Origin of the sequence: Vibrio sp. LaRot3 (genome assembly GCF_027587025.1) — a bacterium.
GTDB lineage: Bacteria > Pseudomonadota > Gammaproteobacteria > Enterobacterales > Vibrionaceae > Vibrio.
Map to the genome: position 1 here is coordinate 40,384 of NZ_JAPPTI010000012.1, position 23,628 is coordinate 64,011.

Here is a 23,628-nt window from a genome sequence, read left to right on the forward strand (position 1 = left end):
AACTCTTAATCGTTAAAACAAATTCGCTCTATCCGTGGTTATAAAATCATCACTCATTTGTGATAACCAAAGTCGCAGTCACTCAGCTCTCACTTGTTATAACCAATTTTGTTGATAAGTTGATCAAAATCTCAAGATACAATCTGTTGATCTCATATTTTTCAATGTTGGCTTGAACTGAGTATTTATCATCACGAATTAACTCTCCACTTTTACAAAAGTCAATCAGCAAAACAACCTAGCAAGCCACATATAAAAGCTAGCAATCAACCAATTTATAGCACAAAAAACTTCATTTATTTTTACTAGCAGAATAAGGATTCAGCACTTACACTCCCGCCACATAAAAATTACAAATAATTCACCACCTCATCCAACCATGAATTATGAGGTGGCTCCTACACCTGAAACGTGAAATAAGGCCCCGATAATCCATGAGCCCAGAGAAACACCTTCTAGATTGGCAAACAAGCCAAACGATTGCGGAAACTATCTCTCCTTTACTCGGTCAACTTTATCGACAAAAAGGCGTGGAAGTGACGTTGTTTGGAAAAACCTTAGTCAACGCTGCGACCATCGACATCATCAAAACCCATCGTTTATCACGCCATTACACTCAAGAAGCAATCCAACCCAACCAAACCCTGCCAATTATCCAAGCGCTATGTGAAATGCCCCTTTCACCGTGTCGCGTCGATGTGGGAATGCTGGCAGAGAAGTTTTGGCAAAATAGAGATGACGCACACGGTGTAAAAGACTTTCTCTACACAGAGTTGCTCACAGCAATGACAGGTGAAAGCGTGACTAAACCGCGAGATGTGGTTTTGTATGGCTTTGGACGTATTGGACGCCTGCTCACTCGTCTATTGGTTGAAAAGAGCGGACCTGGTTACCCACTTCGCTTACGCGCTATTGTGGTACGTGGCGGAAAACAAGGTGATCTAGAAAAACGAGCAAGCTTATTACGCCGTGATTCAGTACATGGTCAGTTCAATGGCAGCATCATCATTGATGAAGAGCGCAAAGCGATCATCGCAAACGGTAACTACATTCAGGTCATCTATGCGAATAGTCCGGAAGAGGTTGATTACACCCAGTACGGCATTAACCAAGCGCTTATCGTAGACAACACAGGTGTATGGCGCGACAGTGAAGGTCTAGGAAAGCATCTTGCTTGCAGTGGCGCAGAGAAAGTTCTGCTTACCGCCCCGGGGAAAGGGGATATCAAGAATGTGGTCTTTGGCGTTAACGAATCCGTTATCCAAAAAGAAGACACCATAATTTCTGCGGCAAGTTGCACCACCAATGCGATCACCCCAGTACTAAAAGCGATCAACGATCGGTATGGTATTACCTCAGGCCACATCGAGACCGTTCACTCATTTACAAATGATCAAAACCTGATTGATAACTTCCATACTGGTGAACGACGTGGCCGCAGTGCTTCTCTCAACATGGTATTAACTTCAACGGGCGCTGCTAAAGCAGTATCGAAAGCCTTACCTGAACTTGCCGGTAAATTAACTGGCAACGCGATCCGTGTCCCTACTCCAAATGTTTCTATGGCAGTTGCTAACTTAAACCTAAACAGCTCAGTAGAAACAGAAGAACTTAACCATTACCTACGTGAAATGGCGCTCAACTCTCCTTTGTCGGGCCAGATTGACTACACCGATTCTACCGAAGTAGTGTCATCCGACTTAGTGGGTTCGCGATACGCTGGTGTCGTGGATGGCGCGGCGACCATCGCTCAAGACAATCGCTGCGTGCTATACATCTGGTATGACAATGAGTTTGGTTACAGCTGCCAAGTCGTGCACTGTATGGAGCAAATGATGGGTGTTCGCTACAAGAGCTACCCTGAAACCAACTAGCCTTTGATAACCTCCACAACATAATAATAACGATACTTTTCTTTGCCGCTTTTCCCCTGAAAGCGGCTTTTTTCTATCACCCTCCCGCAATTAGCGCCTCAACATTTAAGCCCGTCCACGAAACCAAACCTAAATGTGATGTTCATCTATTATTCATTTTCAACCGATTAATATGATTCCATATTGCGAACGATTGTTTTATTAACATGCTTTCGCGCCACTGAACTGAGGTATTGATTATGTATAAATTCATCTCAAGTGTTTTGGCACTATTGGTCGGTTTTATCTCCGTCTTATTTGGTCTACTGCTTGCTATTCCACTGACTATTCTTGCTTTAATTACAGGTAAGAAGCTTCGTGACACCGCAAAAAAACAACAAGCTAATCAACCTCACCACGGCGCAGTTCTCGAGGGCGAATATGAAGATGTCTCAAAGTAAGAAAGAACGTTTGGAATATATTATGCGCAAGCGATCCGCCATGGTGTTTTACGTTGCGGCAGCGGTGACGACAGGTTTAATTGGCTGTACATCAAACCAAAGCGCAGATCCGCACTTTCAGGCAGCTCAAGCGTTGCCAAGCCATACACAAGCGAGTTTTTCAGAATACGTGAATCAAACTCGCCAATGGTTAGAGACAAACCGTATTTTCATGACCACTGATAAGCAAAATGAGTTGAATCAAGTATTGCCTAGTGAATACCGCCCTACACAACCTAATGGTCAGGGAGTATTGCTTGTCCATGGTTTAGGTGATTCACCCTATTCATTTGTTGATGTCGCGACACACTTAGCGCAGCAGGGGTATCTTGTTAGGACGGTGTTGTTGCCCGGTCACGCCAGTAAAGTTGGCGATCTACAGTTGCCAAGCTTGAATGAATGGCAAAGCGTGGTCGCGCATCATACCGAACTGTTAAAACAACAAGTAGATTCTGTATGGTTAGGCGGCTATTCAACCGGAGCTAACCTTGCTACTTCACAGGCAATTGCCGATAACGACATCGAAGGTTTGTTGCTATTCTCCCCTGCTTTTGAGCCGGGTTCTTCCATGGTCGGCTTTGCGGATATCGCCAGTTACTTTGTTACTTGGGCAGATCAAGACCCAGAAAATAATCCTCTGCGTTACAACTCTTTGCCAATGAACGCTGCCGCGGTCTACTACCAAACATCGGAAGTCGTGCGCGATCAATTACAAGATGCAAACTATCAAAAGCCTGTATTTATGTTGATGAGCGAAGGCGATAAGGTCATCGATACGCAATTTGCTATTGACGCTTTTAGCCAGCACATGACCAACCCAAGCAATATGATCGTTTGGCAAGGTGAAGAGCCCATCAGCGAACCTCGTTCAACTCGTTTTAGCATGAAATTGCCAGAACAACGCATTTCAAATGGTTCGCACATGGGTTTACTGTTTTCGCCGACCAACCCCAACTATGGCATTGGAGGCAGCAACATCATTTGTGGTAACGGCCAAACGGCCAGCAACGAAACCAGTTGTGCCGATGGCGAACAAGTATGGTACTCCGCTTGGGGCTACTCCGAAGCAGGCAAAATCCACGCAAGATTGACCTATAACCCATACTTTGAACAAAGTATGGCTATTATGGATAAAGTGATGTCTCAACCGTTATAATCAAAGCAATTCGTGAAGCCTCATCAGCAAAGCGAGCACATAAAGGAGTATAACGATGAGCAAACCACAACGAGACATTACCTTACGCTTTCTCGCCGAACCAAGTGACGTTAACTTTGGCGGTAAAGTGCATGGTGGCGCGGCAATGAAATGGATCGACCTTGCGGCTTATGCTTGTGCTGCGGGTTGGTCTGGTAAGTACTGTATCACTGCTTATGCTGGCGGCATCCGGTTTGTCGCGCCAATACATGTTGGAAACTTGGTCGAAGTCAGTGCAAAAGTAATCTATACCGGAAGCTCTTCTATGCACATCGCGATCGATGTGCAAGCAAGCGATCCTAAAGAGCTAAAAAACCGCTTAACCACCCATTGTATTGTGATTATGGTGGCCGTCGATGAACAAGGGAAACCAACAAAGGTGCCTGAGTGGATTCCGCAATCAGACGAAGACATTGAGTTGAAAGAATCAGCAATTCGTCTAATGAATATGCGCAAGCAAATTGGCGAAGAGATGCAAGCTCACGTCAAATACCTTAAATAGTAAAAAAGCGACCAGAGGTCGCTTTTTCCATCTCTGACGTTAACTTAAAAAGTAAACGCTAAGTTTAGCGAAGCACCAAACTGGTTATCACCCGCGTAAGAGCCTGCAAGGTCTAAACTCACGACATCAAACGGGCTCATGCCAATACCGGCCGTTACTGAGTTCTCTAATGTGTCTTCAAGGTCAATCTCGTAACCCGCACGTAGCTGCGCCCAACCCCATGCATTGCCTTCAATACCAAAACGTAAGAACTGCGTATCATCCGCCAGTTCTTTAAAGCGCTTTTGTTTGGTAAGGTCAAAATCGACACTTGCAGCAACAAACTCACCGGCATAGCCAAAACCTACCGTCGCTTGAGGGTTTAACTCATAAGTGTAATTGCCAACTTGTGTATTGATTTCTTGCGAGAACAAGTTTTTCAGCGCAAGACCTGCGCGTAATGGACCAGAATGCCAAGCCATACCCATATCGAGGTTGAATGCGCTTTCAGTTACCTCGCTCTTGTCGTAATCATCAAGATCAAAGGTATCAAGGCTTGCTTGTTGTGAGTATGTCACCAAATTTTGATACTTAGGTGAGATACCAAAGGCAATATCATGGTTACCAAGCTCAAAACTCTTAGCGAAAGATAAACCCACTTCTGTCACACCAAAGGCAACCATCGCAAACTTCGAATTTAGATAACGAGTTTCAACGTCAGTGGGATCAGTAGGATCATAACCTGTTTGCTCTGAGGCAATCTGGGTATCGGCAATCACATCGGTATAACCACCAGCAAACAAGTTTACCGAGACAGTACGGGTAGGAATTGCAACTGCGAAGTTCGCACCTCCCGTAATAGCAACAGGTTGATTGCCTTCTAACTCATCCATAAAACGATCGAGCTCTAATGCATCACTCGCCACCACAGAGCCGCTTTCAAAGCGGTCGTATAGGCTTTGTGCATCATCAATCGTCGAAACGGTTTCATCTTTGTCACTGATGTTCACACCTAGCGCTGGTAATAAAATCCCCACGTTATCATCCTCACGATGAAGCGCACCTAATGCTGGGTTGTGAAATGGCGCTAGTAGGTAGTCAGATGAAACAACACCTGTATTACCCATAGCGTTACTGCGAGCATCGGCGACTATAGTGCCAGCTTGCGTTTGAGAAGACATTGCGCCTAACGCGCATACCACTGCGATCGTTGTCTTTTTCATACAATTTCCATTTATTTACGTTGCTGAGTCTGACTCTTTGGTCAAATTTTCCTTTTAGTGCGGTAATAACCAAAGCCCATTGAGCTACCGTTATTGCCACTCCTTTAACATAGACACTATGTATTGATTTTTCAGTTAATTAGAAAAAGGTTCATCAAATAATGAGAATTAAGCTGAATTGAAAATAGCGAAGCGTGACTTAACCATCACTTTCTAGATATTGGCTCAACCTTTCGATATTGACGATTTTCAGTCCCGAATCACTTTTTTCAACTAAGCCTCGTTCGACTAATTCTTTTACCGCTCGGCGGTAAACACGACTTGATGTGCCAAAACGTTCGGCCTCTTGGTTCACTTTTTCGAACCCACCTAAGCTAATGCTGTCTTGGTGCTGAATGAGCAAGTCATGAGCGATATTGTAAGCTATCGGATGCAATAAACGGCTGGTGTAGATGTCCAGTGACTCTTGGTAGTCTTCCGCCAAGGCAGAAGCAAAAAACAACATCATCTTAGGTTGTTGTTGCAGCATTTGGCTCAGCGTTTTTAAACAAATCACGTCCACTTGCATTGCTTCGTCTGCCACCACATTCCACTGGCATGAAGTGTCTGTGAAGAACTCCATTTCACCGAAAATGTGGTCATCACAAAGTGCTTCACCCAACTGGAAACAGCGCCCATTAGCCGCGATGATGTTCATCGAGACTCGGCCAACTGGCACAATATATAAAGAGTCTAACTGCTCGCCTTGAGTAAGAATCGCCTCACCTGCATCCACATACCTTGAGCCCGTCTGACACTGATAAATAAGTGTTTTAAACTGCTCGCTGTCGGCAGCTAGCTGTTGTGAAAATCGACCAGTGGTAGAAGGCTTAACTCGCATAGATTTGACTCTGTATTCTTGAACGTCGTCAAACTAACGACTTGACCTTAGGATTACAACTTTCACTCAAAAGTTTAACTGTAATATCTGCCCAAGCTCCCGTTTTATAATATCAATACCACAAATAAAAAAAGCGACATCAATTGATGTCGCTCGAAACGGGGGAAGTTTCAGGTTGGCATACTGCTATGCTGCGTTGACTAGCGCATGCAAAGCAGCTTTGGCGGCCAGCGTTTCACCGGCCATCATGGCTTGGTTTTCATCAACGTATTGCGCCACGCCTTGCTGCACATCTTGTTGATAAAGCACCACGTTATTGAGAATGGATGCGACGTTTAAACCGCGCAATCGACCTACGGTAAGTAATGCTGAGGTTTCCATATCAGCGCCTAACACTCCTTTGTTACTCCAGCGCTCGCACAATTGGTCTTCTTCATCGGTGTAAAAGCTATCATGAGAGCGAACAACGCCTGAATGGTAACGCACATTTTCTTCACGCAAATAACCATGAATATCGCTCAACAAGGCAAAGCTTGAATACGCAGGGTAAGTTGAAGATACATAGGCTTTCGAACCACCTTCATCTCTTACTGCCGCTTCAGCTACGATAAGTTCACCAAGCTGAATATCGCTTTGTAACGCTCCAGCCGATCCCACACGAACAACATCCTTCGCACCACACTGTTTAAGCTCTTCAACAGCAATGATCATTGACGGAGCACCAATACCTGTACTGCACACGGTAATTGGCTTACCTTGAAATTCGCCGGTAAACACGCGGTACTCGCGGTTTTCCGACATGAGTTCCGCATTATCAAGTAGCGCAGCGATACGATTAGCTCGGTCAGGTTCACCACACACAATCACACGAGCGGCTACTTGACTGCTATCAACACAAATATGAGGTTGTTTCATTACACTCGCGCCTCTTGCATTGGCTGTGAGCGGTTTTGCTTAGCAGTGCGCGCCCATTCACGAGTGCCGTTAGCAGCAATAAACATTAGGATTGCGTATTGTACTGACATCGCCATAACACCTTGCGTTGCATACACACCGACGCTGATGATGTTAATCACTACCCATAGAATCCAGTTCTCAACGTATTTACGTGTCATCAGAATTTGCGCCACAATCGACAATACTGTCATGGTTGCATCCCAGAATGGGAACGCATCTGGTTCTAAAGTTGGAGCCGCAATCTCAGCACCAAATAGGTTAAGTACATCGACAGAAATGTTCGCCAATGAGAAGAAGAATGGGTCAATGTAGATAGTGAGCAGTGCAATGGCTACCGCACTTACACCAGCAGTAATGACTAACTTTTGCTTGCTTAGCCAACGAACTTCCAGTGTTTCACCTTGCGCATTGGGACGAGTCCACGCATACCACCCGTAGATGTTGGCGCAGAAGAAAAACAGTTGCAGTAGCAATAGTCCGTAAAGCTGAATTTGGAAAAAAATCACCGCAAACAGGGTTACGTTAATCAGACCAAACAGGTAGTTGATGGTTTTCTCTTGGCTAGCAAACCAAATACACAGCAAACCAAACAGTGTGCCAAAGCCTTCAATCCAAGACATGGCATAACCGCCACCAATTGGAATATTCACTAAGGTGTTATTGATATCAAGTAAGGCGAGTAGGTCCATTGTGATGTCCTTTAATTGTTATTACTTACGTTAGGTGCATCATAAAAGGCTTCAAAATGAAAACAGGAGGACAATTGTCCTCCTGCATATCGATGCGATCATAGTTTGAAATAATACTGATAGTTTTATGCTTATTTCAGCATCGCGACACTATCTCGCTCCACTAATGTCGGTTCAAGTTGAACGACTTGCGCATCTTGGCTCTCTTTATTGAGTTTACTCAACAAGGTATCTACAGCCGCTTTGCCCAAACGATATTTAGGCTGATGGATCGTACTCAATGATGGCGTCATAAACTTAGCAATGTGGATGTCATCATAACCAATGATTGAGAGATCATCCGGAATGGAGATGTCCTTTTCATTCGCCGCATTGATCACACCCATTGCCATCATGTCATTGCAGACGAAAATCGCACTCGGCAGTGGGCCTTTGTCATACATCTTATTAAATGCGTCATAGCCCCCTTCACTTTCGAAGTCGGATTCAATAATCCAATGAGGGTTAAAGGCGAGCCCTTCTTCATTCAGTGCTCGTTTGTAACCTTCATAACGCATTTGTGCTTGATGACGATTTAGCGGCCCCGTAATACATCCAATCTCTTGGTGACCACACTCAATCAAGTGCTTAGCCGCCATGTAACCACCACGCAGAGAGTTATCTTGAATCTTATCGCTCGCAAACAGCATTGGCCCCCAGTCCATCACCACCACAGGCACATCAGGATACTTATCAAAGATATCAATCTGCTCTCCTTCTAAGGATGAACACATTAAAATCATGCCATCGACACGCTTTTGCAATAAGGTTTTAATCGACGACTTCATGCGCTGGTTGTCGCCTTCAGTATTACATAAGATAAGATTGTAGCCTTGCTGGTAACAGCTACGCTCGACCCCTTTAACCACTTCGCCAAAGAATGGGTTCGTTGATGTCGTCACTAACATACCCAATGTTTTGGTGCGATTAACTTTAAGGCTACGCGCTAACGCGGAGGGAGTATAGTTAAGATCCTGAGCGGCTTTATTTACTCGCTCAGAAATCTCTTCACTCACGTATCGCGATTGGTTAATAACATGGCTTACGGTCGAGGTGGATACCCCTGCAAGTTTGGCAATGTCTTTCATTGTGGCCATGCTATCTGTCTCCTACTGCTGCTTGGCGAGAAATTCCTCTACCTCTTCACGGGCTGGAATTGACGTTTGCGCGCCAAAGCGAGTCACACTGATCGCTGCTGCTGCGTGAGCAAACGTTATAGCAGATTCTATCGGCTTATCTTCTAACAAACCAGTGACGAATGCCCCATTAAAGGTATCGCCCGCAGCTGTTGTATCTGTCGCATCAACGCGGAACCCGGGGATGATTTTTCCGCGGCCATTTTCACTCAACCATACCCCTTTAGCACCTAGGGTAATCATCACAGTATCAATACCTTTACGGTGCAGTACGTTCGCGGCTTCTTGCGCTGAGTCGTCATCGTTCACCGTAATGCCCGTTAGCACTTCTGCTTCGGTTTCGTTTGGAGTAATGATGTCGACGTTCGCAAGCAAAGCATCTGGCAGATCACGCGCTGGCGCTGGGTTAAGGATTACCTTGGTGTTATTTTGGCGAGCAATTTCAGCGGCGTACTCGATGCCCTCTAACGGCGTTTCAAGTTGCATGAGTAAGTACTCTGCACCTGCAATGTTCGTGGCATCATTATCTTCGATCGATTGTTTAGTTAAGCATGCATTGGCTTCTGCAGAAATACAGATGCTATTCTCACCGCTGTCCGCGACTTGAATCATAGCAATACCCGTTGGGGTATTTGGCTGCATCTTAATCCCATTGATGTTGATGCCATCCATCTTGAAATTTTCACGAATATTGATGCCAAAAGAGTCGTCACCAACACAAGCGATAAAGCCGGTATCCGCTTTTAAACGCGCGGCAGCAACTGCTTGGTTCGCACCTTTACCACCTGGAATGACTTGATAATTAGAACCGTGTAACGTCTCGCCCGGACGAGGAAAAGAAGGCACTTTCAAAACATGGTCTGCGTTTACACTACCTAAAACCACTAACTTATTCATACAGAGATCCTCGGCTCTTACGAACCTGATGTTACTTAGATACTGCTCGTTATATGTGAGCAACAAAACTGATGGTTATGAGCTCTTTTATCCCAAAAGGAAAGAACTCAGAAGCATCGGTTTTGCCCTCTCAGGCCGATAGGGGAACACCCTGAGAGAGCAATACAGAGACTAATTACTTAGCAATCACTTTTAGCGGCACAGGGATGCTCGCTTCTACTGATTCACCTTTCAGTACTTTCGCTGCTGTTTCTACACCTAGAGCACCAATTAGGTCTGGCTGCTGCGCGACTGTTGCACCTAGCTTGCCACGGTTAACAGCTGCGATGCCGTCGTCAGTACCATCAAAGCCCACGATCAACACATCTTTACCTGAAGCTTGAACTGCGCGTAGCGCACCTAGTGCCATTTCGTCATTTTGTGCGAACACCGCTTGCACGTCTGGATTAGCCGCCAGTAGGTTTTCCATTACGTTTAGACCTTTAGTGCGGTCAAAATCAGCAGGCTGGCTTGCTAGAAGCTCCATGTTGCTGCCTTTCACTGCTTTCATGAAGCCTTCACCACGTTCACGCGCCGCAGAGGTACCTGCAATGCCTTCTAGTTGGATAACTTTTGCAGTTTCACCAACTTTCTCCATGATGAATTTACCTGCCATTTCACCACCAGCTACGTTGTCTGATGCAATGTGGCTCACCACTTCACCACGGCTTGCGCCACGGTCTAGTGTCAATACAGGAATGTTCGAACGGTTTGCCATGCGAATCGCGTTTGAAACCGCATCAGAGTCCGTTGGGTTGATAAGAATCGCTTTCACGCCACGGATAGTTAAATCTTCAACGTTTGATAGCTCTTTACTCGGATCGTTTTGCGAGTCTAGAACAATCAGGTCATAACCCAGCTCTTTTGCTTTCGCCTCTGCACCATCTTTCATTGTGACAAAGAAAGGGTTGTTAAGAGTTGAAAGTACAATCGCCATCGTATCTTGCGCTTGTGCAGATACAGAAACGGTTGAAGAAAGTAGTGCAGCAGAAATAAGAGTTGCGAGTTTTTTCATCGTTATCGTCCTTTAAGTAGAGATGCTTAATGCATTCTTTTGTTTTGTATTCACATGGCGAGCGCCAAGTTAATGTGAATTCGTGTGTTTGCTGGCTAAGGAGCACTCAAGCTCCCTAGCCGCTTGTATTACTTGTTCTTGTTATCAACCAATACCGCCAGAAGAATCACCACTGCTTTTGCAATCATCTGGTAGTAAGAAGAAACATCGAGTAGGTTTAGGGCGTTGTTCAGGAAGCCAATAATCAGAGCACCAATCAGCGTACCCATGATTCGACCTTTACCGCCCATTAGGCTGGTACCGCCTAGAACAACCGCAGCAATCGCATCTAGCTCGTAACCCATACCTGCGGTTGGTTGCGCCGAAGATAAGCGAGAAGTAATGATGATGCCGGCAAGCGCAGCCAAAAGACCACAGATTGCGTACACACCGATTTTTACGCGGTCAACGTTAATACCAGAAAGACGAGTTGCTGATTCGTTGCCACCTAGTGCGTAAACATAGCGACCAAAGCGAGTGTGGTTTAGTAAGTACCATGCCGCCGCAAATACAATCACCATCAGCCATACTGGAACTGGAATACCAAGTGCATAGCCAGTACCAAACCAAGCGAATGCGTCAGCGGTGTCAGTAAAGCCAGTAGAAATTGGTCGACCGTCGGTGTACACCATGGTTACACCACGTAGTAGAGTCATGGTCACTAGAGTCGCAATGAACGCCTGAACCTTACCCTTGGCGATGATGATGCCGCTAATCGCACCAAGTGCCGCACCCGCGACTAAAGCCGTTGGCACTGCAATCATCACCGGTATTTCTAAACCAATCATGGTTGCGGCAAATGCACCACAAAGCGCCAGCACCGAGCCAACGCTCAGGTCGATGCCTGCGGTTAAAATAACCAGTGTCATACCAACCGCGATGATCGCGTTGACAGAGGTTTGACGCAGGATGTTAAGAATGTTGTCTACTGTAAAAAAGTTCGGGTTTAAGAATGAAACAACAACAATTAAGAACAAGAGTGCAATTAAAGACTTTTGCTCAATCAGCCACTCTTTGCTAAATAACTTTTTGCTGTTTGCTTGGGTTGTTGGTTTGCTCATGGTATTGGTACTCATGCTGCTTCCTCATTAATCTTTTTACCTACCGCACAGGCCAGTAGTTTCTCTTGGTCTGCCTCTTTGGCATCAAATTCACCGCTAATACGGCCTTCATGCATCACCATGATGCGGTCACTCATCCCCAATACTTCTGGCATTTCAGAAGAGACTAAAATGATGCTCATTCCTTCTGCCTTGAACTTGTTGATCAGTTGGTAAATTTCTTTCTTAGCACCGACGTCGACACCACGGGTTGGCTCATCGAGAATCAGTACTTTCGGCTTGGTCATTAAGCCTTTGGCAATCGCCACCTTCTGCTGGTTACCACCGGATAGGTTGCCAATAATTTGTTCGCGAGTTGGCGTTTTGATATTGAACAGTTTGATGAAGTCATCCACGGCCAATACTTCGTCAGAGTGTTGAATACGACCTGCTTTGGTGAGCTTATCTAACGCACAAAGTGACATGTTCTCTTTGACTGATAAGCCAAGCACTAGGCCATCGCCTTTACGGTCTTCCGAGATGTACGCAATACCATTGGCTAAGCCATCTTGTGGACTCACCGGGTTAATGGTTTTGCTATCGAGGTTAATCACGCCACGCTCACTGGGTAGTGCGCCGTAGATAACCTTCATTAGCTCAGTGCGCCCTGCGCCCATCAGACCTGATACACCAAGAATCTCACCACGCTTAAGAGTAAAACTTACGTCATGCACACCAGAGCCCGTTAAACCAATGACTTCAAGACAGGTTTCGCCATGTTTCACATCGATACGCGGGTATTGTTCTTCCAACTTACGGCCTACCATCATTTCAATCAGGCCATCTTCGTTAGTTTCAGCGACTTGGCATTCGCCAATAAACTTGCCATCACGCAGCACGGTGATGTCATCACAGATTTCGAAGATCTCTTTCAAACGGTGGGAGATGTAAACAATGCCGCAGCCTTGCTCACGCAGTTCATTAATCACTTTAAACAGAGATTCTGTTTCAGTATCGGTTAACGCATCGGTCGGCTCATCCATGATGATGACTTTAGATTCAAACGACAGCGCTTTGGCAATTTCCACCATTTGCTGTTCGCCTAAGCTCAAATCACCGAGTAACGTTTGAGAGCTGTGTTTCACGTTCAGGCGAGCCAGTAACTTGTCCGCTTCCTGATACATCTTCGCCCATTGAATACGCCCCATTGCGCCAGTAAATTCGCGGCCAATAAAGATGTTCTCTGCAATGGTCAGTTCAGGGATAAGGTTGAGTTCTTGGTGAATAATACTGATGCCCGCTTGCTGCGAGTCTCTTGGGCCTTTGAAGGCAGCAGGTTGGCCTTGATAATGAATGGTACCGCCATCAAGTGGATGAATGCCGGTGAGCACCTTCATCAAGGTAGATTTACCCGCACCATTTTCACCCATCAACGCCATCACGCGCCCCGGATAAACGTTCAAGCTCGCTTTATCGAGAGCTTTTACGCCCGGAAACGCTTTTTCAATCTCGTTGAGTTGCAAAATTGCTTGAGTCATAAATGATCCTCAATTCGTTTCTTAACTGACGTTTAAAATACAACGCCAGATTGGAATATAACGTTCGCATAAGGTGTGCATTCACCTGTTCGAATCACCGCTTTACTCTGTGCGGTACGCTGCTTGAACTGCTCATGGCTGATATAGCTAATCGTGATCGTTTTGCCAGTACGCTGCTGCTCTTCTTCAAGTAAATGGCATAGCTGTTGATGCAACTCAGGGCTCACTTGAGCAAACTCTTCAGCCATGATGACGCCTTCAAATTGCGCTTCATCTAACATCACTTTTACCGTTGCAATAAAGCTCGGAACGCCGTGAGTAAGCGCGAGATCGATACGCTGCACTTCATCAGGGATAGGCAAGCCAGCATCACAAACAGTGGTTTCATCGGTATGACCCAATGTCGACACTAGGTAAGAAATTTCTGAATTTAGTAGGGTGCTTTTTTTCATCTCATCGACCTTATTTGGTTCACGTTTCTACTGCTTTAACGTCTCTATCTTGGAGTTTTAGTTTATTGATAAAAACATCATCGAAACGTTTCGATGAGGATAATAGCTCACTAAAATGGCTTTGCATCTCATCAAAACGAGATGTGTGATTTCGATCTTTTTTGTCTAGGCTTTGGAGTGGAATTTAGCGATTTCGATCACGATTAATGACTTATCACTCAATTAAACATGCGATTTGTCTAAAGACTACCGCATAAATCAATGTTCAAAATTCATAAGTATTGCTTGAACAAAGCCTTAAAATGATTACACTTTGACGTGAAATTGTTCATAACGCATAAGTAAGCCGTAGCGAAAATACGCTTCTTTTCATTACGCGTTGTTTTCTTAGTCACTGATCGTTTATTGAATTCTGCATCTATTTAACGCCAAGCAAACTTCTGATTTATTTGGCGTATTTTGAGTTATTACTAAAATGGACCAAGATAAGTTTACAAACATCTACCGCTTACCGACGGCAATTCAAATTCGAATTGGTAAATGGCAGCAAACATTTAATGGCACTTCAGATCTCGTGCTGCACAATGCTATTGACGTCCGTAACAAGCAATTTAAACGTCAAGACTTTCTGCCATCTGGCTGGTGTGTTAAGCCATTTGAGCTGGATGATATTTCGATTACCAATCATGGTAAGTACATTCAAACAGCAATGCGCACGATGAAAGATCGTAAGGTCTCGTATAAACGTGTTTACCTATCGCGCTTACCTTTAGAGCAAGCTGAGCCTGCTCTGAAAGAATTTAAGCTCGAGTGGATAAGAAAACACAATCGAGTAGCGAAGAAATACAACCAAATTAAGAAGAAACAGTTCTTAAGATTCGCCTTCGAAGAATTCGAGACCCTCTACCCTGCCATTCCTAAAGGGGAGTTCGACCGCCAGCTTTGGAACAAACTGGTTTGGTCTGAAATTGGGCCAGAGAAGAAGTTCGATAACCCTTACTTTGTTAAAAAGGCCTGCTTCTAAAGAAGCATTCAAAAACAATAAAGCCGAGCATCACGCTCGGCTTTTCGTTTTCTAAAGGGTGGTTCACTACGGTTTTGCCCATTGTTTTCTAGCCATATTCGCCAGCTTATTCGTCAAACATGGGCCTTTAACGACCAGATAAACAGCGATGGCCGCTAAAATAAAACCGACAATACCAAGCCAATCAAAAGACTCACCAAACAACAGCCATGCTTGTATCGCCGTAGTAGGAGGAACGAGGTAGAAAACGGATGCGACACTTGAGGCAGCGCCATGCTCTACCATATACAGCAGCAACAATATTGCCACGCAAGACAGCACAACCACTAACCACACCATGGTCAAAGCAAACTCAATAGTCCAATCAATTTGCATGGTTTCAAAACGATAAGCGACTGGCAAGAACAGGCAACCGGCCGCAAAATACTGCACCATCGCACTGCCAACCATGTCCGCACCCTGACAAAATTTCTTTTGATATAACGTACCTATGGTGATACCGATGAGTGCGCCCATAGAAGCCAGAATCGCCAATCCTTTGTATTGCTCAGACTGCCACTCCGTTTTGCCGATCAACACACAAGTAATTCCAATAAAACCCAATATGAGACCGAGCCACTGCGATGCGGTAAATCTTTGTGCTGCAAAACTGACTAAGATCAGCGCCGTGACAATAGGCTGCAACCCTACCAATAGTGAACTTAGCCCTGCAGGCATACCAAGTGCGATGGCTAGGTAAGTGCCGCCAAGATAAAAGCCATGAATAAGCAGACCGACTGCCATGCAATGCAGCAGCAACTTCCCTGTTGGCATCCGACGTCTCAATACCACTAATAGAATGGCGAACAGCAAGACATTACACATCATACGTAAAGAAAGTAATGTGGCAGGCTCTGCGTATTGCAAACCAAACCGTGCGCCAACGAAACCAGAAGCCCATAACAAAACAAAAATAAACGGTATCGCCCTAACCAACATAATTTTCCCTGACAAACTACACTCTTTCCGTTACTTTATTTGGGTACAGTATTTCGATAAAGATACAGAACTGACTATTTAGATGGGTACAGATGAGGGGCGACGATGAACACCATCAATAAATATCTTTCGGTAGAACAGCATCTAAAACAAGCCATTGAGCTAGGTGTATACGCCATTGATGACAAGCTACCCTCTATTCGTCAGCTCAGTGCTGAGCTCAACGTCGGCAAAAATACCGTCATTCGCGCCTATCAAGAACTCGAAGCTCTCGGTACGATTTATTCTGTCCCTAAATCAGGCTATCGAGTCAAAGCGCCGTTAAGCCAAACCACCTCAAAACAACAGCCTAGCGAAGTCGATATGCTGGCGATCTGTAAAGAAATACTCAGCCCCATTAATCATAAAGCGCACCTGCCCGCGGGCTCCGCACACCCAAGAACCGATGCGCCTGCAATTCGCAGTTTGTATGCTGAAATTGGCCGCCATAGTCGCTTGCAAAGTCAAATTCCAAGCAACTATCAACTGCCTCCCGGCCATGAAACCTTGATCCAGCAAGTCGCTCGTATTTGTCATGAGATGAATGTCAACGCTCGCGCAGAGGACATCGCCATTACCCATGGCGCGCAGCAAGCCATCAGTTTAGCGCTAAGAGCAATCACCAAACCGGGAGACATCGTTGCTGTTGAGTCCCCTTGTTACTTTGGCAACCTACTGCTGATGGAGTCACTCGGCTTAAAAGTGGTTGAGGTTTCTGGCTGTGTAAAACATGGCATTAATCCGAATGCGCTCGCCGAAGCCATTCAACTTTGGCCAATCTCCGCCATCTTGATCACCCCCAACTTTTGCAATCCGACCGGAGCGCGTGTTCCGCTGATTCAACGCCAGAGTATCTTGGATGTATCAGGAGACATTCCAATCATTGAAGACGATGTATTTGGCGAACTGTCATACGATGAGGGGTTACCGTCACTCTATCAATTAGATGACAAACAACGAGTGATCTACGTAAACTCATTTTCTAAAACGTTAGACTCGCGCCTGCGAGTGGGTTGGGTTATCTCAGGCCGCTATCGAGCCGAAATAGAAAAGCAATTATTGTGTGACAACATGGGCAGCCTGAATCTGATGCAATCGGCCTTGAGCTGCTTTTTACAATCGGGGAAGTATCGTCCGCACATCAATAAAATGCGCCGACTCTATCAATCAAACACGAAACAGCTGATTACGCTACTTAATGACGCGTTAAAACAATATCCGCACTTAAAAGATCAATACCATATATCTCAGCCGCAAGGGGCGTTCTTAACTTGGTTTAGCTCTTCTAAGCTCAAAGACAGCTACGCACTTTATCTAGAATGTAAGCGGGAGAATATTAGCCTACTACCGGGCAAAGTATTCGCAACGGATGATAGGTTTAATCAATGTATCCGCCTTAGTAGCGCTAATTTTGAAGATACGCCCAAATGGCGGCAAGGCATTCAAGCATTGGCGGCGAAAATCGCCGCCCATTGCCAATAACGGATTGGGAATGATGACTAGCAGAGAACAACGCTGACAGATAACTACGCTGACAGCAAATTGTTTCGGTCTAGGCCGCGACGCACACTGTTACACATTTTGCCAAAGCGACGAATCTCATCGAACTGAGGAACAATGCCCCGCTCCATTGCGCTTTGCCAATAACTCAGTTCTCCATCAACCATTTCGAGTAGCTTTTTAGGACAACCCACACAACTGCCTTTGCTGCCGCAAATAAAGGACTCTGGCTCGTAAAGAGGTAGCTCATTAATCACTTCTGCGATCAACTGTTTCATCGCGGTGGTTCGATCGGGTTTTCTGCTCATTTAGAAACGTTCAAGCACATCTATTATGGGCGACGAATTATATGAACAGAATTAGGATTTGCAAACTGATAATCACAAGAAAGCCCACTTAGAATCGGGAATCTAAGTGGGCTTTAGGTTTGCCCTTTCGGGCACTGCAAAGAAAAATATTAACAAGTCAGAGGCATACGCCTAACTGAGTTAGTAGTATTCGATACCTTCGCCTTGTTTAATTAATGTGCCTGCTTCATTGGTGATCACACGATCTAGTTCAAATAATGAACCAATCGCAGCGTGAGAACCTTTCGCTTCAACAAAGCGACATACCGCTTCCACTTTTGGACCCATTGAACCCGCAGGGAAGTTAAACTCAGACAGGCCTTTTGGTGTTGCTACCTTCATTTCTGCTTGGTCTGGCTTACCGTAGTTACGGTAGATAGAGCCATCCGTTAAGATAACAAATAGGTCTGCATTGATTTTTTCAGCAAGTAGCTCAGCCGTTAAATCTTTGTCGATCACACACTCAACACCCACGCCTTTGCCATCACGGTTAGCAACAGGAACACCGCCACCACCACAAGCGATAACGATATTGCCTGCGCCAAGCAAGGTTTCAATTTGCTTGATTTCAACAATGTCATTTGGTTTTGGTGAAGGTACTACGCGACGGTAGTATTCGCCATCGGCTTTAAACACTTTATCGCTCGCTGCCATCATCTCTTTTGCACGCGCTTCTGTGTACACAGGGCCAACAAATTTCGTTGGGTTAGCAAACGCTGGATCTGACTCATCAACAAGAGTCTGTGTTACTAGAGTCGCAATATCTAGGCTTTGGTCTTCGTTACGAAGCTCTTGTTGAAGCATGTAACCGACCATACCACAAGTTTCTGAGCCCAATACGTCCATTGGGTAAGGTGTGGTTTGTGGAGACACTTCTTGGTAAGCCGCATTTTGCTCCATCAATAGACCTACTTGAGGGCCATTGCCGTGCACAATAACGATTTCGTGTTCTTTCGCGATAGCAGCAATACTTGCCGCTGCCTTTTGGATGTTTTCACGTTGGTTCTCTGCGGTAAGAGCTTGTCCACGAGCAAGCAAAGCATTACCACCTAAAGCTAAAACAATACGCATAATTCTGCCCTTTTGATTATTATTTTGTCGGGGGTAAGAATAGTGAGTTAGTCGGCGCATTTTAGTGAGCGTTATCATAGTATAACTGGATGAATAAACATGGATTTTTATCCAACAATATTCACTATGACTAATATTTCACAGAACATGGAAAAGGCGCTCATTAGCTGTTTTTTTGCTCGTAGAATTGCGAATAAAGTGCATATTCGTTGCCATACAATGAATACAAAAAATTGAGCTTTTTGCGAACAGTTTAAACAAACTCACAAACTAGGCTATATTGATGTGCTGCAAGAGATAAATATGCCCATGTTATGCAAGGCAAGGAGGCCATATGCCACAGCAAGTTCTCGATTTTTGGTTTAAGGAACTAGAAAGCAAGGATTGGTTTGTCGCCAGTGATGACGTTGACGCTATCATTACTGAGCGTTTTTCTAACCTATTAACACAAGCGGCAGCCGCCGAACTTTTCAGTTGGCGAAGCAGCGCTCAAGGCCGATTGGCAGAGATCATCGTGCTCGATCAATTTTCTCGTAATATCTATCGCAACACCCCAAAAGCCTTCTGCCAAGATCCACTCGCATTAGCACTCGCACAAGAGGCCGTTGCACTTGGTATGGATGAATCGCTGTCTGATATAGAAAAAAGTTTTCTCTATATGCCCTTCATGCACAGCGAATCAAAACTGATTCACCAACAAGCGGTACAGTTGTTTAACCAACCCGGATTAGAGAACAACTACGAGTTCGAGCTAAAACACAAAGTCATCATTGATCGCTTTGGCCGCTACCCGCATCGCAACCAAATCTTAAACCGAACAAGCAGCGCTGAAGAAATAGAGTTCCTCTCGCAGCCGGGCTCAAGCTTCTAATGACAAGCTACTTTGCAGGGTTGGCGCTCGGGCTCTCTTTGATTGTTGCCATTGGCGCGCAAAACGCCTTTGTTTTAAAGCAGGGCATTCAGCGACATCATGTATTTTGGGTCTGCTTTGTGTGTGCCTTTTCCGATGCGCTACTCATCTCTGCTGGTGTTGCTGGTTTTGGACTACTCGTCAGCCAATATCCGCAAATTGAAACATTCGCCCGCTACGGCGGTGCGCTGTTTTTGCTGTTTTACGGATTGAGCAATCTCTATTCTGCTTGGCAGCGAAAACACCAACTCACTCCACAAGGCGATAGTAAAGCAAGTTTATCGAAAACACTTAGCCTATGCCTTGCGTTCACTTGGCTTAATCCGCACGTCTATCTCGACACCGTCGTACTGCTTGGTTCAGTCTCAACCCAATATGAGGCGACTAAGCTAAACTTTGCTTTAGGTGCTATTAGCGGATCGTTCTTATTCTTTTTTGCTCTCGGCTACGGTGCACGTTTACTTGCCCCCATATTTAGACATGCCAAAGCGTGGGTCATCGTTGACAGTATCATGGGGATCATCATGTTGAGCTTGGCTTATAGCTTAATTAAGTAGTTGGGCTGCTAAGGAAGGAAGAATGCTAACCATTGTTGGGCTAGACCATATCGTATTGCGAACCACCAAACTGCCAGCCATGTTGCACTTTTACTGTGAGCATTTACGCTGCCCTATTGAGCGTACCCTGCCCGAGCTTGGCCTTACCCAATTAAGAGCGGGGAATTGCCTCATTGATATCGTTGAGGTGGAGAGTGAACTGGGTAAACTAGGCGGTAAGGCGCCAACTCAAAATGGCCGCAATCTCGATCATTTTTGCCTACAAATAGAACCGGTTGATGCACAACACTTATTAGCGTGGCTGACAGAGCACCAAATTAGCTTTTCGCCCCCTGCGGAGCGATATGGTGCTCAAGGCTTTGGCGAATCTATTTATATTGATGACCCAGAAGGTAATGTGGTCGAACTAAAACCAAGGAAATGAAAGCATGATCAGTTGTAGCCAATACGATTACGTCGAAATCGCTTGTTTGTACAAATTACCTCTAAAACTCACTCTCACCGATGGAAGTGTCGTTGAAGGTACCGCGTTTGATACCGGATATGACGAGCACAGACAAGAAGTGATCATTTTGAACAATGCTGACGTTTTAACGCAAATCCCAACCAACACATTGGCAAGCATGACCGCTTTAACGACCAACCCACATTTCAACCATATCGACTTCCAGCAATAAAAAATCCGGCCAATTGACCGGATTTGCGCAGGCGTTAAACGTTATGTAGTTAAATTTTATAGCAGCAATCTAGGCAGTAGTCGTCACCGTTCTTTGCGGTGAACTCTTTATCTTCGCTGCAAGCACTTGGGCGCCCTTTTACGTCCCCTTTCACTAGACTGATCCAATGACGCATTGCTGAAATACTCTCCGCTTGTGGGAACAAGGTACAAGTTTCCATTTGAATATCTTCAATGTCCATCAACTCTACACAACCTGTGCCTTTGCAGCACGCTAGGGTCAACTCAAAGTGACTGCCGTTGCCATCTCTAAACAAAATAGACTGCGGTTGTTCTTTCTCGCCGGTATAAGCCACAAAGTGTTTATTGCATTTCAAACCACTGTGGCTGCCATCTTTGAAATAAGCCATTACATGGCGGTAGTCAATTACGTAAGCGGTTACTTCAGTATGAGAACCGTTTTCTAATGGAAACAAGCTATCTAACAACTGCTTAGAGCGCATTTGTTTTTCCATCGCTTCACTTGCGTCAATCGCTTCCACGGCAAAGACTGCTTCAGCGATAAATGGAGTTGTATTGTTTTGGATGTCGTTATTATCGATTGTCAGCATATTCATAGTCTTTCCCTCGTGGATAAAGCACACAACTAAATTATTCCGTTTGATTACTTCTTTCGCCGTTCATGAAACCGTCATTTCTGTTTAGTGACAAATTTGTGAACTTGCTTACTTTGTAGACTAGCGAATTTTTGACTACAATTTCACAACAAAAATTTTACAATGTGAATTTTACAAAATGTCTCTGTCAAAAAGCTTAATACGTCAGTCCCATTTTTTGGGCACCAAGATTCGTAACCTACGAAAACGTAACCATTTAACCATGGAAGATCTCTCTGCTCGCTGCATTAGAGTTAACCCCGAGTACGCACCGAGCGTTTCTTACCTATCCATGATTGAACGAGGTAAACGAGTTCCTAGCATTGATATGTTGGAAGTGATCGCGGAAGTCTTCCAAAAAGATCCGGCGTGGTTCTTAGATGATGAACCCGCGCAGCAAGACATTACGCCAGACAAAGGCAATCGTGGTGGCATCAGCGGTATGGCGTTGGAGCCAAGCTTTCTGTTCTCCAAAGAGATTCTGCAAATCGCTATCCCTGAAATGCTGTCACAGACAGGCATTACTGGACGCCAATTTGCTCATCTGCTGATTCGTGCTCACCAAGAAAGTCATCAAAACCATTTCCCCGATCTAGAACGCGCAGCCGAAGAAGTCGGGTTAAAACGACTCAACCTCTCCACTCAAGATTTGATGGATATCGCGCGAAGCATGGGGCTAACGATCCGTTGGGTCTCAGAAGCGCCGAAAGACGTTGTGGATGAGTTAGGAGTAAATGCCAAACAGGTGGTGACCTCCTTTTTTGAGCCACCAGGAAGCATCTACCTTAACGAATTACTCAAAGAATACCCAACGCGGCTAAAATACGATTTGGCCGTTTATATTGGCCACTGCGTGTTACACAGCAAAGAAGGGCTAAAAGGCGTTCTGTCTGTTGGCCATGCCAATACATGGGAAGAAAACCCGCACGAAGCACCTTGTGCTGAACTCAACTCTAAGCACATTCTACAAGCATGGCGCGATTTCGAATCGAGCTTTTTTGCGGGCGCTTTACTCTGCCCTAAAGTGCCATTTCGCCAATTGTTAGATCGCAATGGCTATGAGATTGATGTGCACCAAAAAGCAGGGGTTTCGCCTTCTGTTGCGATGCGACGCATGACGGTAGTGTCACCATACCCACACTGGCACTACTTTGATGCTTATGGTCAAAACAAACTCAAAGCAGTTTATCGTGGTAATGGTATCCCACTACCTTGGGGCAACATGCGCAAAGTTCAAAACCCTTGTCAGCATTGGGCGGTATTCAGACGCCTTTCAGAGCCTCAGATCGGCAGCACTGCGCAAATTTCTATTTTGCACGTTGCCAATGAGCCGCGTATTTATTGCTGTGAGTCCATTAATGTTACAGACCCTGCAGGTAACCATAGAGTGTTGTGTGCGGGCATCGACCTTAACCCAGCGATAGATGCTCAAGGTGGGCACTCTGCAACCATAGCGCAGGAGCTAAAAGCCTTGTGCGTAGCAAATGATGGCAGTGCTGTGATTCCGCGCAACATTCAAAAAGAGCTGACGACGATCGCTAAAATACTCAATATCAATTGGGTTGAGCGTGGTATTCATTCGCCTGCACAAATGATTTGCCCCACAGGAGCAGTGTGTTCACGAATGACTGAGTAAACGTTGAGATAAAAAAAAACCAACCACAATACTTGTGATTGGCTATGTATGAATGTGAACAATAATAAGGTTCACTAACAACGTCAGTTGGCTAGGTGACCCTCGGCTTAATAAGGGTCAATATCTATATAGCATGTAGCGTGCCAACTTTTAAAAACGCCTAAATCGTACAAATACGGTGAATTAATCATCAATTTCACAAAAACCTAGTGCATAGAGCATTCTTAAGTTGCGAAATCAATGCATATTGCGAATAGCAAA

25 protein-coding genes are annotated in these 23,628 nt (G+C 45.1%); 11 read left to right on the forward strand and 14 right to left on the reverse strand.

The genetic code is table 11. The features are described from left to right. Positions 1–434: 434 nt before the first annotated feature. From OH461_RS17255 to OH461_RS17270, 4 genes are all read left to right on the forward strand, one after another. A complete protein-coding gene (locus tag OH461_RS17255; protein ID WP_270021794.1) occupies positions 435–1,874 on the forward strand; it encodes a glyceraldehyde-3-phosphate dehydrogenase in 1,440 nt (479 codons plus the stop codon). Between the two features lie 239 nt (positions 1,875–2,113). Continuing rightward, positions 2,114–2,314, forward strand: a complete 201-nt coding sequence (locus OH461_RS17260) for a hypothetical protein (RefSeq protein ID WP_270021795.1) — start codon at positions 2,114–2,116, stop codon at positions 2,312–2,314. Positions 2,315–2,336: 22 nt separating this feature from the next. After that, positions 2,337–3,509 carry an alpha/beta hydrolase gene (locus OH461_RS17265; protein WP_270021796.1) on the forward strand — a complete coding sequence of 391 codons (1,173 nt, stop codon included), beginning with the start codon at positions 2,337–2,339 and terminating at the stop codon, positions 3,507–3,509. A 55-nt stretch (positions 3,510–3,564) separates the two neighbouring features. After that, positions 3,565–4,050: an acyl-CoA thioesterase gene (locus OH461_RS17270; protein WP_270021797.1), complete on the forward strand. Its 486-nt coding sequence runs from the start codon at positions 3,565–3,567 to the stop codon at positions 4,048–4,050. 44 nt (positions 4,051–4,094) lie between these two features. Here OH461_RS17270 and OH461_RS17275 read toward each other — a convergent pair whose 3' ends face one another. From OH461_RS17275 to rbsD, 10 genes are all read right to left on the reverse strand, one after another. Beyond that, positions 4,095–5,252, reverse strand: coding sequence for a conjugal transfer protein TraF (locus OH461_RS17275; RefSeq protein WP_270021798.1), 1,158 nt, complete (start codon positions 5,250–5,252; stop codon positions 4,095–4,097). Between the two features lie 199 nt (positions 5,253–5,451). Beyond that, positions 5,452–6,132 (reverse strand): Crp/Fnr family transcriptional regulator, encoded by a 681-nt coding sequence (locus OH461_RS17280; protein ID WP_270021799.1) that lies wholly within the window; start codon positions 6,130–6,132, stop codon positions 5,452–5,454. 186 nt (positions 6,133–6,318) lie between these two features. Beyond that, a complete protein-coding gene (locus OH461_RS17285) occupies positions 6,319–7,047 on the reverse strand; it encodes a nucleoside phosphorylase (RefSeq protein ID WP_270021800.1) in 729 nt (242 codons plus the stop codon). Then, positions 7,047–7,778 carry a nicotinamide riboside transporter PnuC gene (gene pnuC, locus OH461_RS17290; protein ID WP_270021801.1) on the reverse strand — a complete coding sequence of 244 codons (732 nt, stop codon included), beginning with the start codon at positions 7,776–7,778 and terminating at the stop codon, positions 7,047–7,049. Before pnuC ends, OH461_RS17285 begins: the two co-directional genes overlap by 1 nt. A 131-nt stretch (positions 7,779–7,909) precedes the next feature. After that, on the reverse strand, positions 7,910–8,914 hold the full coding sequence (locus tag OH461_RS17295; RefSeq protein ID WP_270021802.1) for a substrate-binding domain-containing protein: 1,005 nt from the start codon (positions 8,912–8,914) through the stop codon (positions 7,910–7,912). Positions 8,915–8,926: 12 nt separating this feature from the next. After that, positions 8,927–9,850, reverse strand: coding sequence for a ribokinase (gene rbsK / locus OH461_RS17300; RefSeq protein WP_270021803.1), 924 nt, complete (start codon positions 9,848–9,850; stop codon positions 8,927–8,929). 175 nt (positions 9,851–10,025) lie between these two features. Continuing rightward, complete coding sequence (rbsB, locus tag OH461_RS17305) at positions 10,026–10,904, reverse strand: ribose ABC transporter substrate-binding protein RbsB (RefSeq protein ID WP_270021804.1); 879 nt, start codon at positions 10,902–10,904, stop codon at positions 10,026–10,028. A gap of 128 nt (positions 10,905–11,032) precedes the next feature. Then, positions 11,033–12,019, reverse strand: a complete 987-nt coding sequence (gene rbsC, locus OH461_RS17310; RefSeq protein ID WP_270021805.1) for a ribose ABC transporter permease — start codon at positions 12,017–12,019, stop codon at positions 11,033–11,035. Then, a complete protein-coding gene (rbsA, locus tag OH461_RS17315; RefSeq protein ID WP_270021806.1) occupies positions 12,016–13,521 on the reverse strand; it encodes a ribose ABC transporter ATP-binding protein RbsA in 1,506 nt (501 codons plus the stop codon). The genes rbsC and rbsA overlap by 4 nt, the downstream gene beginning before the upstream one ends. A 32-nt stretch (positions 13,522–13,553) precedes the next feature. After that, complete coding sequence (rbsD, locus tag OH461_RS17320) at positions 13,554–13,973, reverse strand: D-ribose pyranase (RefSeq protein ID WP_270021807.1); 420 nt, start codon at positions 13,971–13,973, stop codon at positions 13,554–13,556. Between the two features lie 475 nt (positions 13,974–14,448). Between rbsD and OH461_RS17325 the strand changes: the two genes are divergently transcribed. Continuing rightward, positions 14,449–14,997, forward strand: coding sequence for an MSHA operon transcriptional regulator (locus OH461_RS17325; RefSeq protein ID WP_270021808.1), 549 nt, complete (start codon positions 14,449–14,451; stop codon positions 14,995–14,997). 66 nt (positions 14,998–15,063) lie between these two features. Here the strand turns inward: OH461_RS17325 and OH461_RS17330 are convergent, their stop codons facing one another. After that, the gene (locus tag OH461_RS17330) at positions 15,064–15,975 is read right to left on the reverse strand and encodes a DMT family transporter (protein WP_270021833.1); all 912 of its coding nucleotides are present in this window, start codon (positions 15,973–15,975) and stop codon (positions 15,064–15,066) included. 105 nt (positions 15,976–16,080) lie between these two features. Between OH461_RS17330 and OH461_RS17335 the strand changes: the two genes are divergently transcribed. After that, complete coding sequence (locus OH461_RS17335; RefSeq protein WP_270021809.1) at positions 16,081–17,496, forward strand: aminotransferase-like domain-containing protein; 1,416 nt, start codon at positions 16,081–16,083, stop codon at positions 17,494–17,496. Positions 17,497–17,540: 44 nt separating this feature from the next. Here the strand turns inward: OH461_RS17335 and OH461_RS17340 are convergent, their stop codons facing one another. Both OH461_RS17340 and arcC read right to left on the reverse strand, forming a co-directional pair. After that, positions 17,541–17,822 carry a hypothetical protein gene (locus OH461_RS17340; protein ID WP_270021810.1) on the reverse strand — a complete coding sequence of 94 codons (282 nt, stop codon included), beginning with the start codon at positions 17,820–17,822 and terminating at the stop codon, positions 17,541–17,543. Between the two features lie 180 nt (positions 17,823–18,002). Beyond that, positions 18,003–18,932, reverse strand: coding sequence for a carbamate kinase (gene arcC / locus OH461_RS17345; RefSeq protein ID WP_270021811.1), 930 nt, complete (start codon positions 18,930–18,932; stop codon positions 18,003–18,005). A gap of 334 nt (positions 18,933–19,266) precedes the next feature. Between arcC and OH461_RS17350 the strand changes: the two genes are divergently transcribed. From OH461_RS17350 to OH461_RS17365, 4 genes are read left to right on the forward strand one after another with little or no spacing between them, the layout of a single operon-like run. Next, positions 19,267–19,803 (forward strand): DUF924 family protein, encoded by a 537-nt coding sequence (locus OH461_RS17350; protein ID WP_270021812.1) that lies wholly within the window; start codon positions 19,267–19,269, stop codon positions 19,801–19,803. Next, on the forward strand, positions 19,803–20,399 hold the full coding sequence (locus OH461_RS17355; RefSeq protein ID WP_270021813.1) for a LysE/ArgO family amino acid transporter: 597 nt from the start codon (positions 19,803–19,805) through the stop codon (positions 20,397–20,399). Before OH461_RS17350 ends, OH461_RS17355 begins: the two co-directional genes overlap by 1 nt. A gap of 22 nt (positions 20,400–20,421) precedes the next feature. After that, complete coding sequence (locus tag OH461_RS17360) at positions 20,422–20,823, forward strand: VOC family protein (RefSeq protein WP_270021814.1); 402 nt, start codon at positions 20,422–20,424, stop codon at positions 20,821–20,823. Between the two features lie 4 nt (positions 20,824–20,827). Then, the gene (locus tag OH461_RS17365; RefSeq protein WP_270021815.1) at positions 20,828–21,076 is read left to right on the forward strand and encodes a Rho-binding antiterminator; all 249 of its coding nucleotides are present in this window, start codon (positions 20,828–20,830) and stop codon (positions 21,074–21,076) included. 49 nt (positions 21,077–21,125) lie between these two features. On the opposite strand, the gene OH461_RS17370 is transcribed toward OH461_RS17365, so the two are convergent. Continuing rightward, positions 21,126–21,692, reverse strand: coding sequence for a hypothetical protein (locus OH461_RS17370; protein ID WP_270021816.1), 567 nt, complete (start codon positions 21,690–21,692; stop codon positions 21,126–21,128). Between the two features lie 178 nt (positions 21,693–21,870). Between OH461_RS17370 and OH461_RS17375 the strand changes: the two genes are divergently transcribed. Beyond that, on the forward strand, positions 21,871–23,367 hold the full coding sequence (locus tag OH461_RS17375; protein ID WP_270021817.1) for a DUF3612 domain-containing protein: 1,497 nt from the start codon (positions 21,871–21,873) through the stop codon (positions 23,365–23,367). Positions 23,368–23,628 lie beyond the last annotated feature (261 nt).

Coding starts and splice junctions, on each gene's coding strand:
- OH461_RS17255 (WP_270021794.1), top strand. CDS start 435: ATGAGCCCAGAGAAACACCTTCTAGATTGGCAAACAAGCCAAACGATT.
- OH461_RS17260 (WP_270021795.1), top strand. CDS start 2,114: ATGTATAAATTCATCTCAAGTGTTTTGGCACTATTGGTCGGTTTTATC.
- OH461_RS17265 (WP_270021796.1), top strand. CDS start 2,337: ATGCGCAAGCGATCCGCCATGGTGTTTTACGTTGCGGCAGCGGTGACG.
- OH461_RS17270 (WP_270021797.1), top strand. CDS start 3,565: ATGAGCAAACCACAACGAGACATTACCTTACGCTTTCTCGCCGAACCA.
- OH461_RS17275 (WP_270021798.1), bottom strand. CDS start 5,252: ATGAAAAAGACAACGATCGCAGTGGTATGCGCGTTAGGCGCAATGTCT.
- OH461_RS17280 (WP_270021799.1), bottom strand. CDS start 6,132: ATGCGAGTTAAGCCTTCTACCACTGGTCGATTTTCACAACAGCTAGCT.
- OH461_RS17285 (WP_270021800.1), bottom strand. CDS start 7,047: ATGAAACAACCTCATATTTGTGTTGATAGCAGTCAAGTAGCCGCTCGT.
- pnuC (WP_270021801.1), bottom strand. CDS start 7,778: ATGGACCTACTCGCCTTACTTGATATCAATAACACCTTAGTGAATATT.
- OH461_RS17295 (WP_270021802.1), bottom strand. CDS start 8,914: ATGGCCACAATGAAAGACATTGCCAAACTTGCAGGGGTATCCACCTCG.
- rbsK (WP_270021803.1), bottom strand. CDS start 9,850: ATGAATAAGTTAGTGGTTTTAGGTAGTGTAAACGCAGACCATGTTTTG.
- rbsB (WP_270021804.1), bottom strand. CDS start 10,904: ATGAAAAAACTCGCAACTCTTATTTCTGCTGCACTACTTTCTTCAACC.
- rbsC (WP_270021805.1), bottom strand. CDS start 12,019: ATGAGTACCAATACCATGAGCAAACCAACAACCCAAGCAAACAGCAAA.
- rbsA (WP_270021806.1), bottom strand. CDS start 13,521: ATGACTCAAGCAATTTTGCAACTCAACGAGATTGAAAAAGCGTTTCCG.
- rbsD (WP_270021807.1), bottom strand. CDS start 13,973: ATGAAAAAAAGCACCCTACTAAATTCAGAAATTTCTTACCTAGTGTCG.
- OH461_RS17325 (WP_270021808.1), top strand. CDS start 14,449: ATGGACCAAGATAAGTTTACAAACATCTACCGCTTACCGACGGCAATT.
- OH461_RS17330 (WP_270021833.1), bottom strand. CDS start 15,975: ATGTTGGTTAGGGCGATACCGTTTATTTTTGTTTTGTTATGGGCTTCT.
- OH461_RS17335 (WP_270021809.1), top strand. CDS start 16,081: ATGAACACCATCAATAAATATCTTTCGGTAGAACAGCATCTAAAACAA.
- OH461_RS17340 (WP_270021810.1), bottom strand. CDS start 17,822: ATGAGCAGAAAACCCGATCGAACCACCGCGATGAAACAGTTGATCGCA.
- arcC (WP_270021811.1), bottom strand. CDS start 18,932: ATGCGTATTGTTTTAGCTTTAGGTGGTAATGCTTTGCTTGCTCGTGGA.
- OH461_RS17350 (WP_270021812.1), top strand. CDS start 19,267: ATGCCACAGCAAGTTCTCGATTTTTGGTTTAAGGAACTAGAAAGCAAG.
- OH461_RS17355 (WP_270021813.1), top strand. CDS start 19,803: ATGACAAGCTACTTTGCAGGGTTGGCGCTCGGGCTCTCTTTGATTGTT.
- OH461_RS17360 (WP_270021814.1), top strand. CDS start 20,422: ATGCTAACCATTGTTGGGCTAGACCATATCGTATTGCGAACCACCAAA.
- OH461_RS17365 (WP_270021815.1), top strand. CDS start 20,828: ATGATCAGTTGTAGCCAATACGATTACGTCGAAATCGCTTGTTTGTAC.
- OH461_RS17370 (WP_270021816.1), bottom strand. CDS start 21,692: ATGAATATGCTGACAATCGATAATAACGACATCCAAAACAATACAACT.
- OH461_RS17375 (WP_270021817.1), top strand. CDS start 21,871: ATGTCTCTGTCAAAAAGCTTAATACGTCAGTCCCATTTTTTGGGCACC.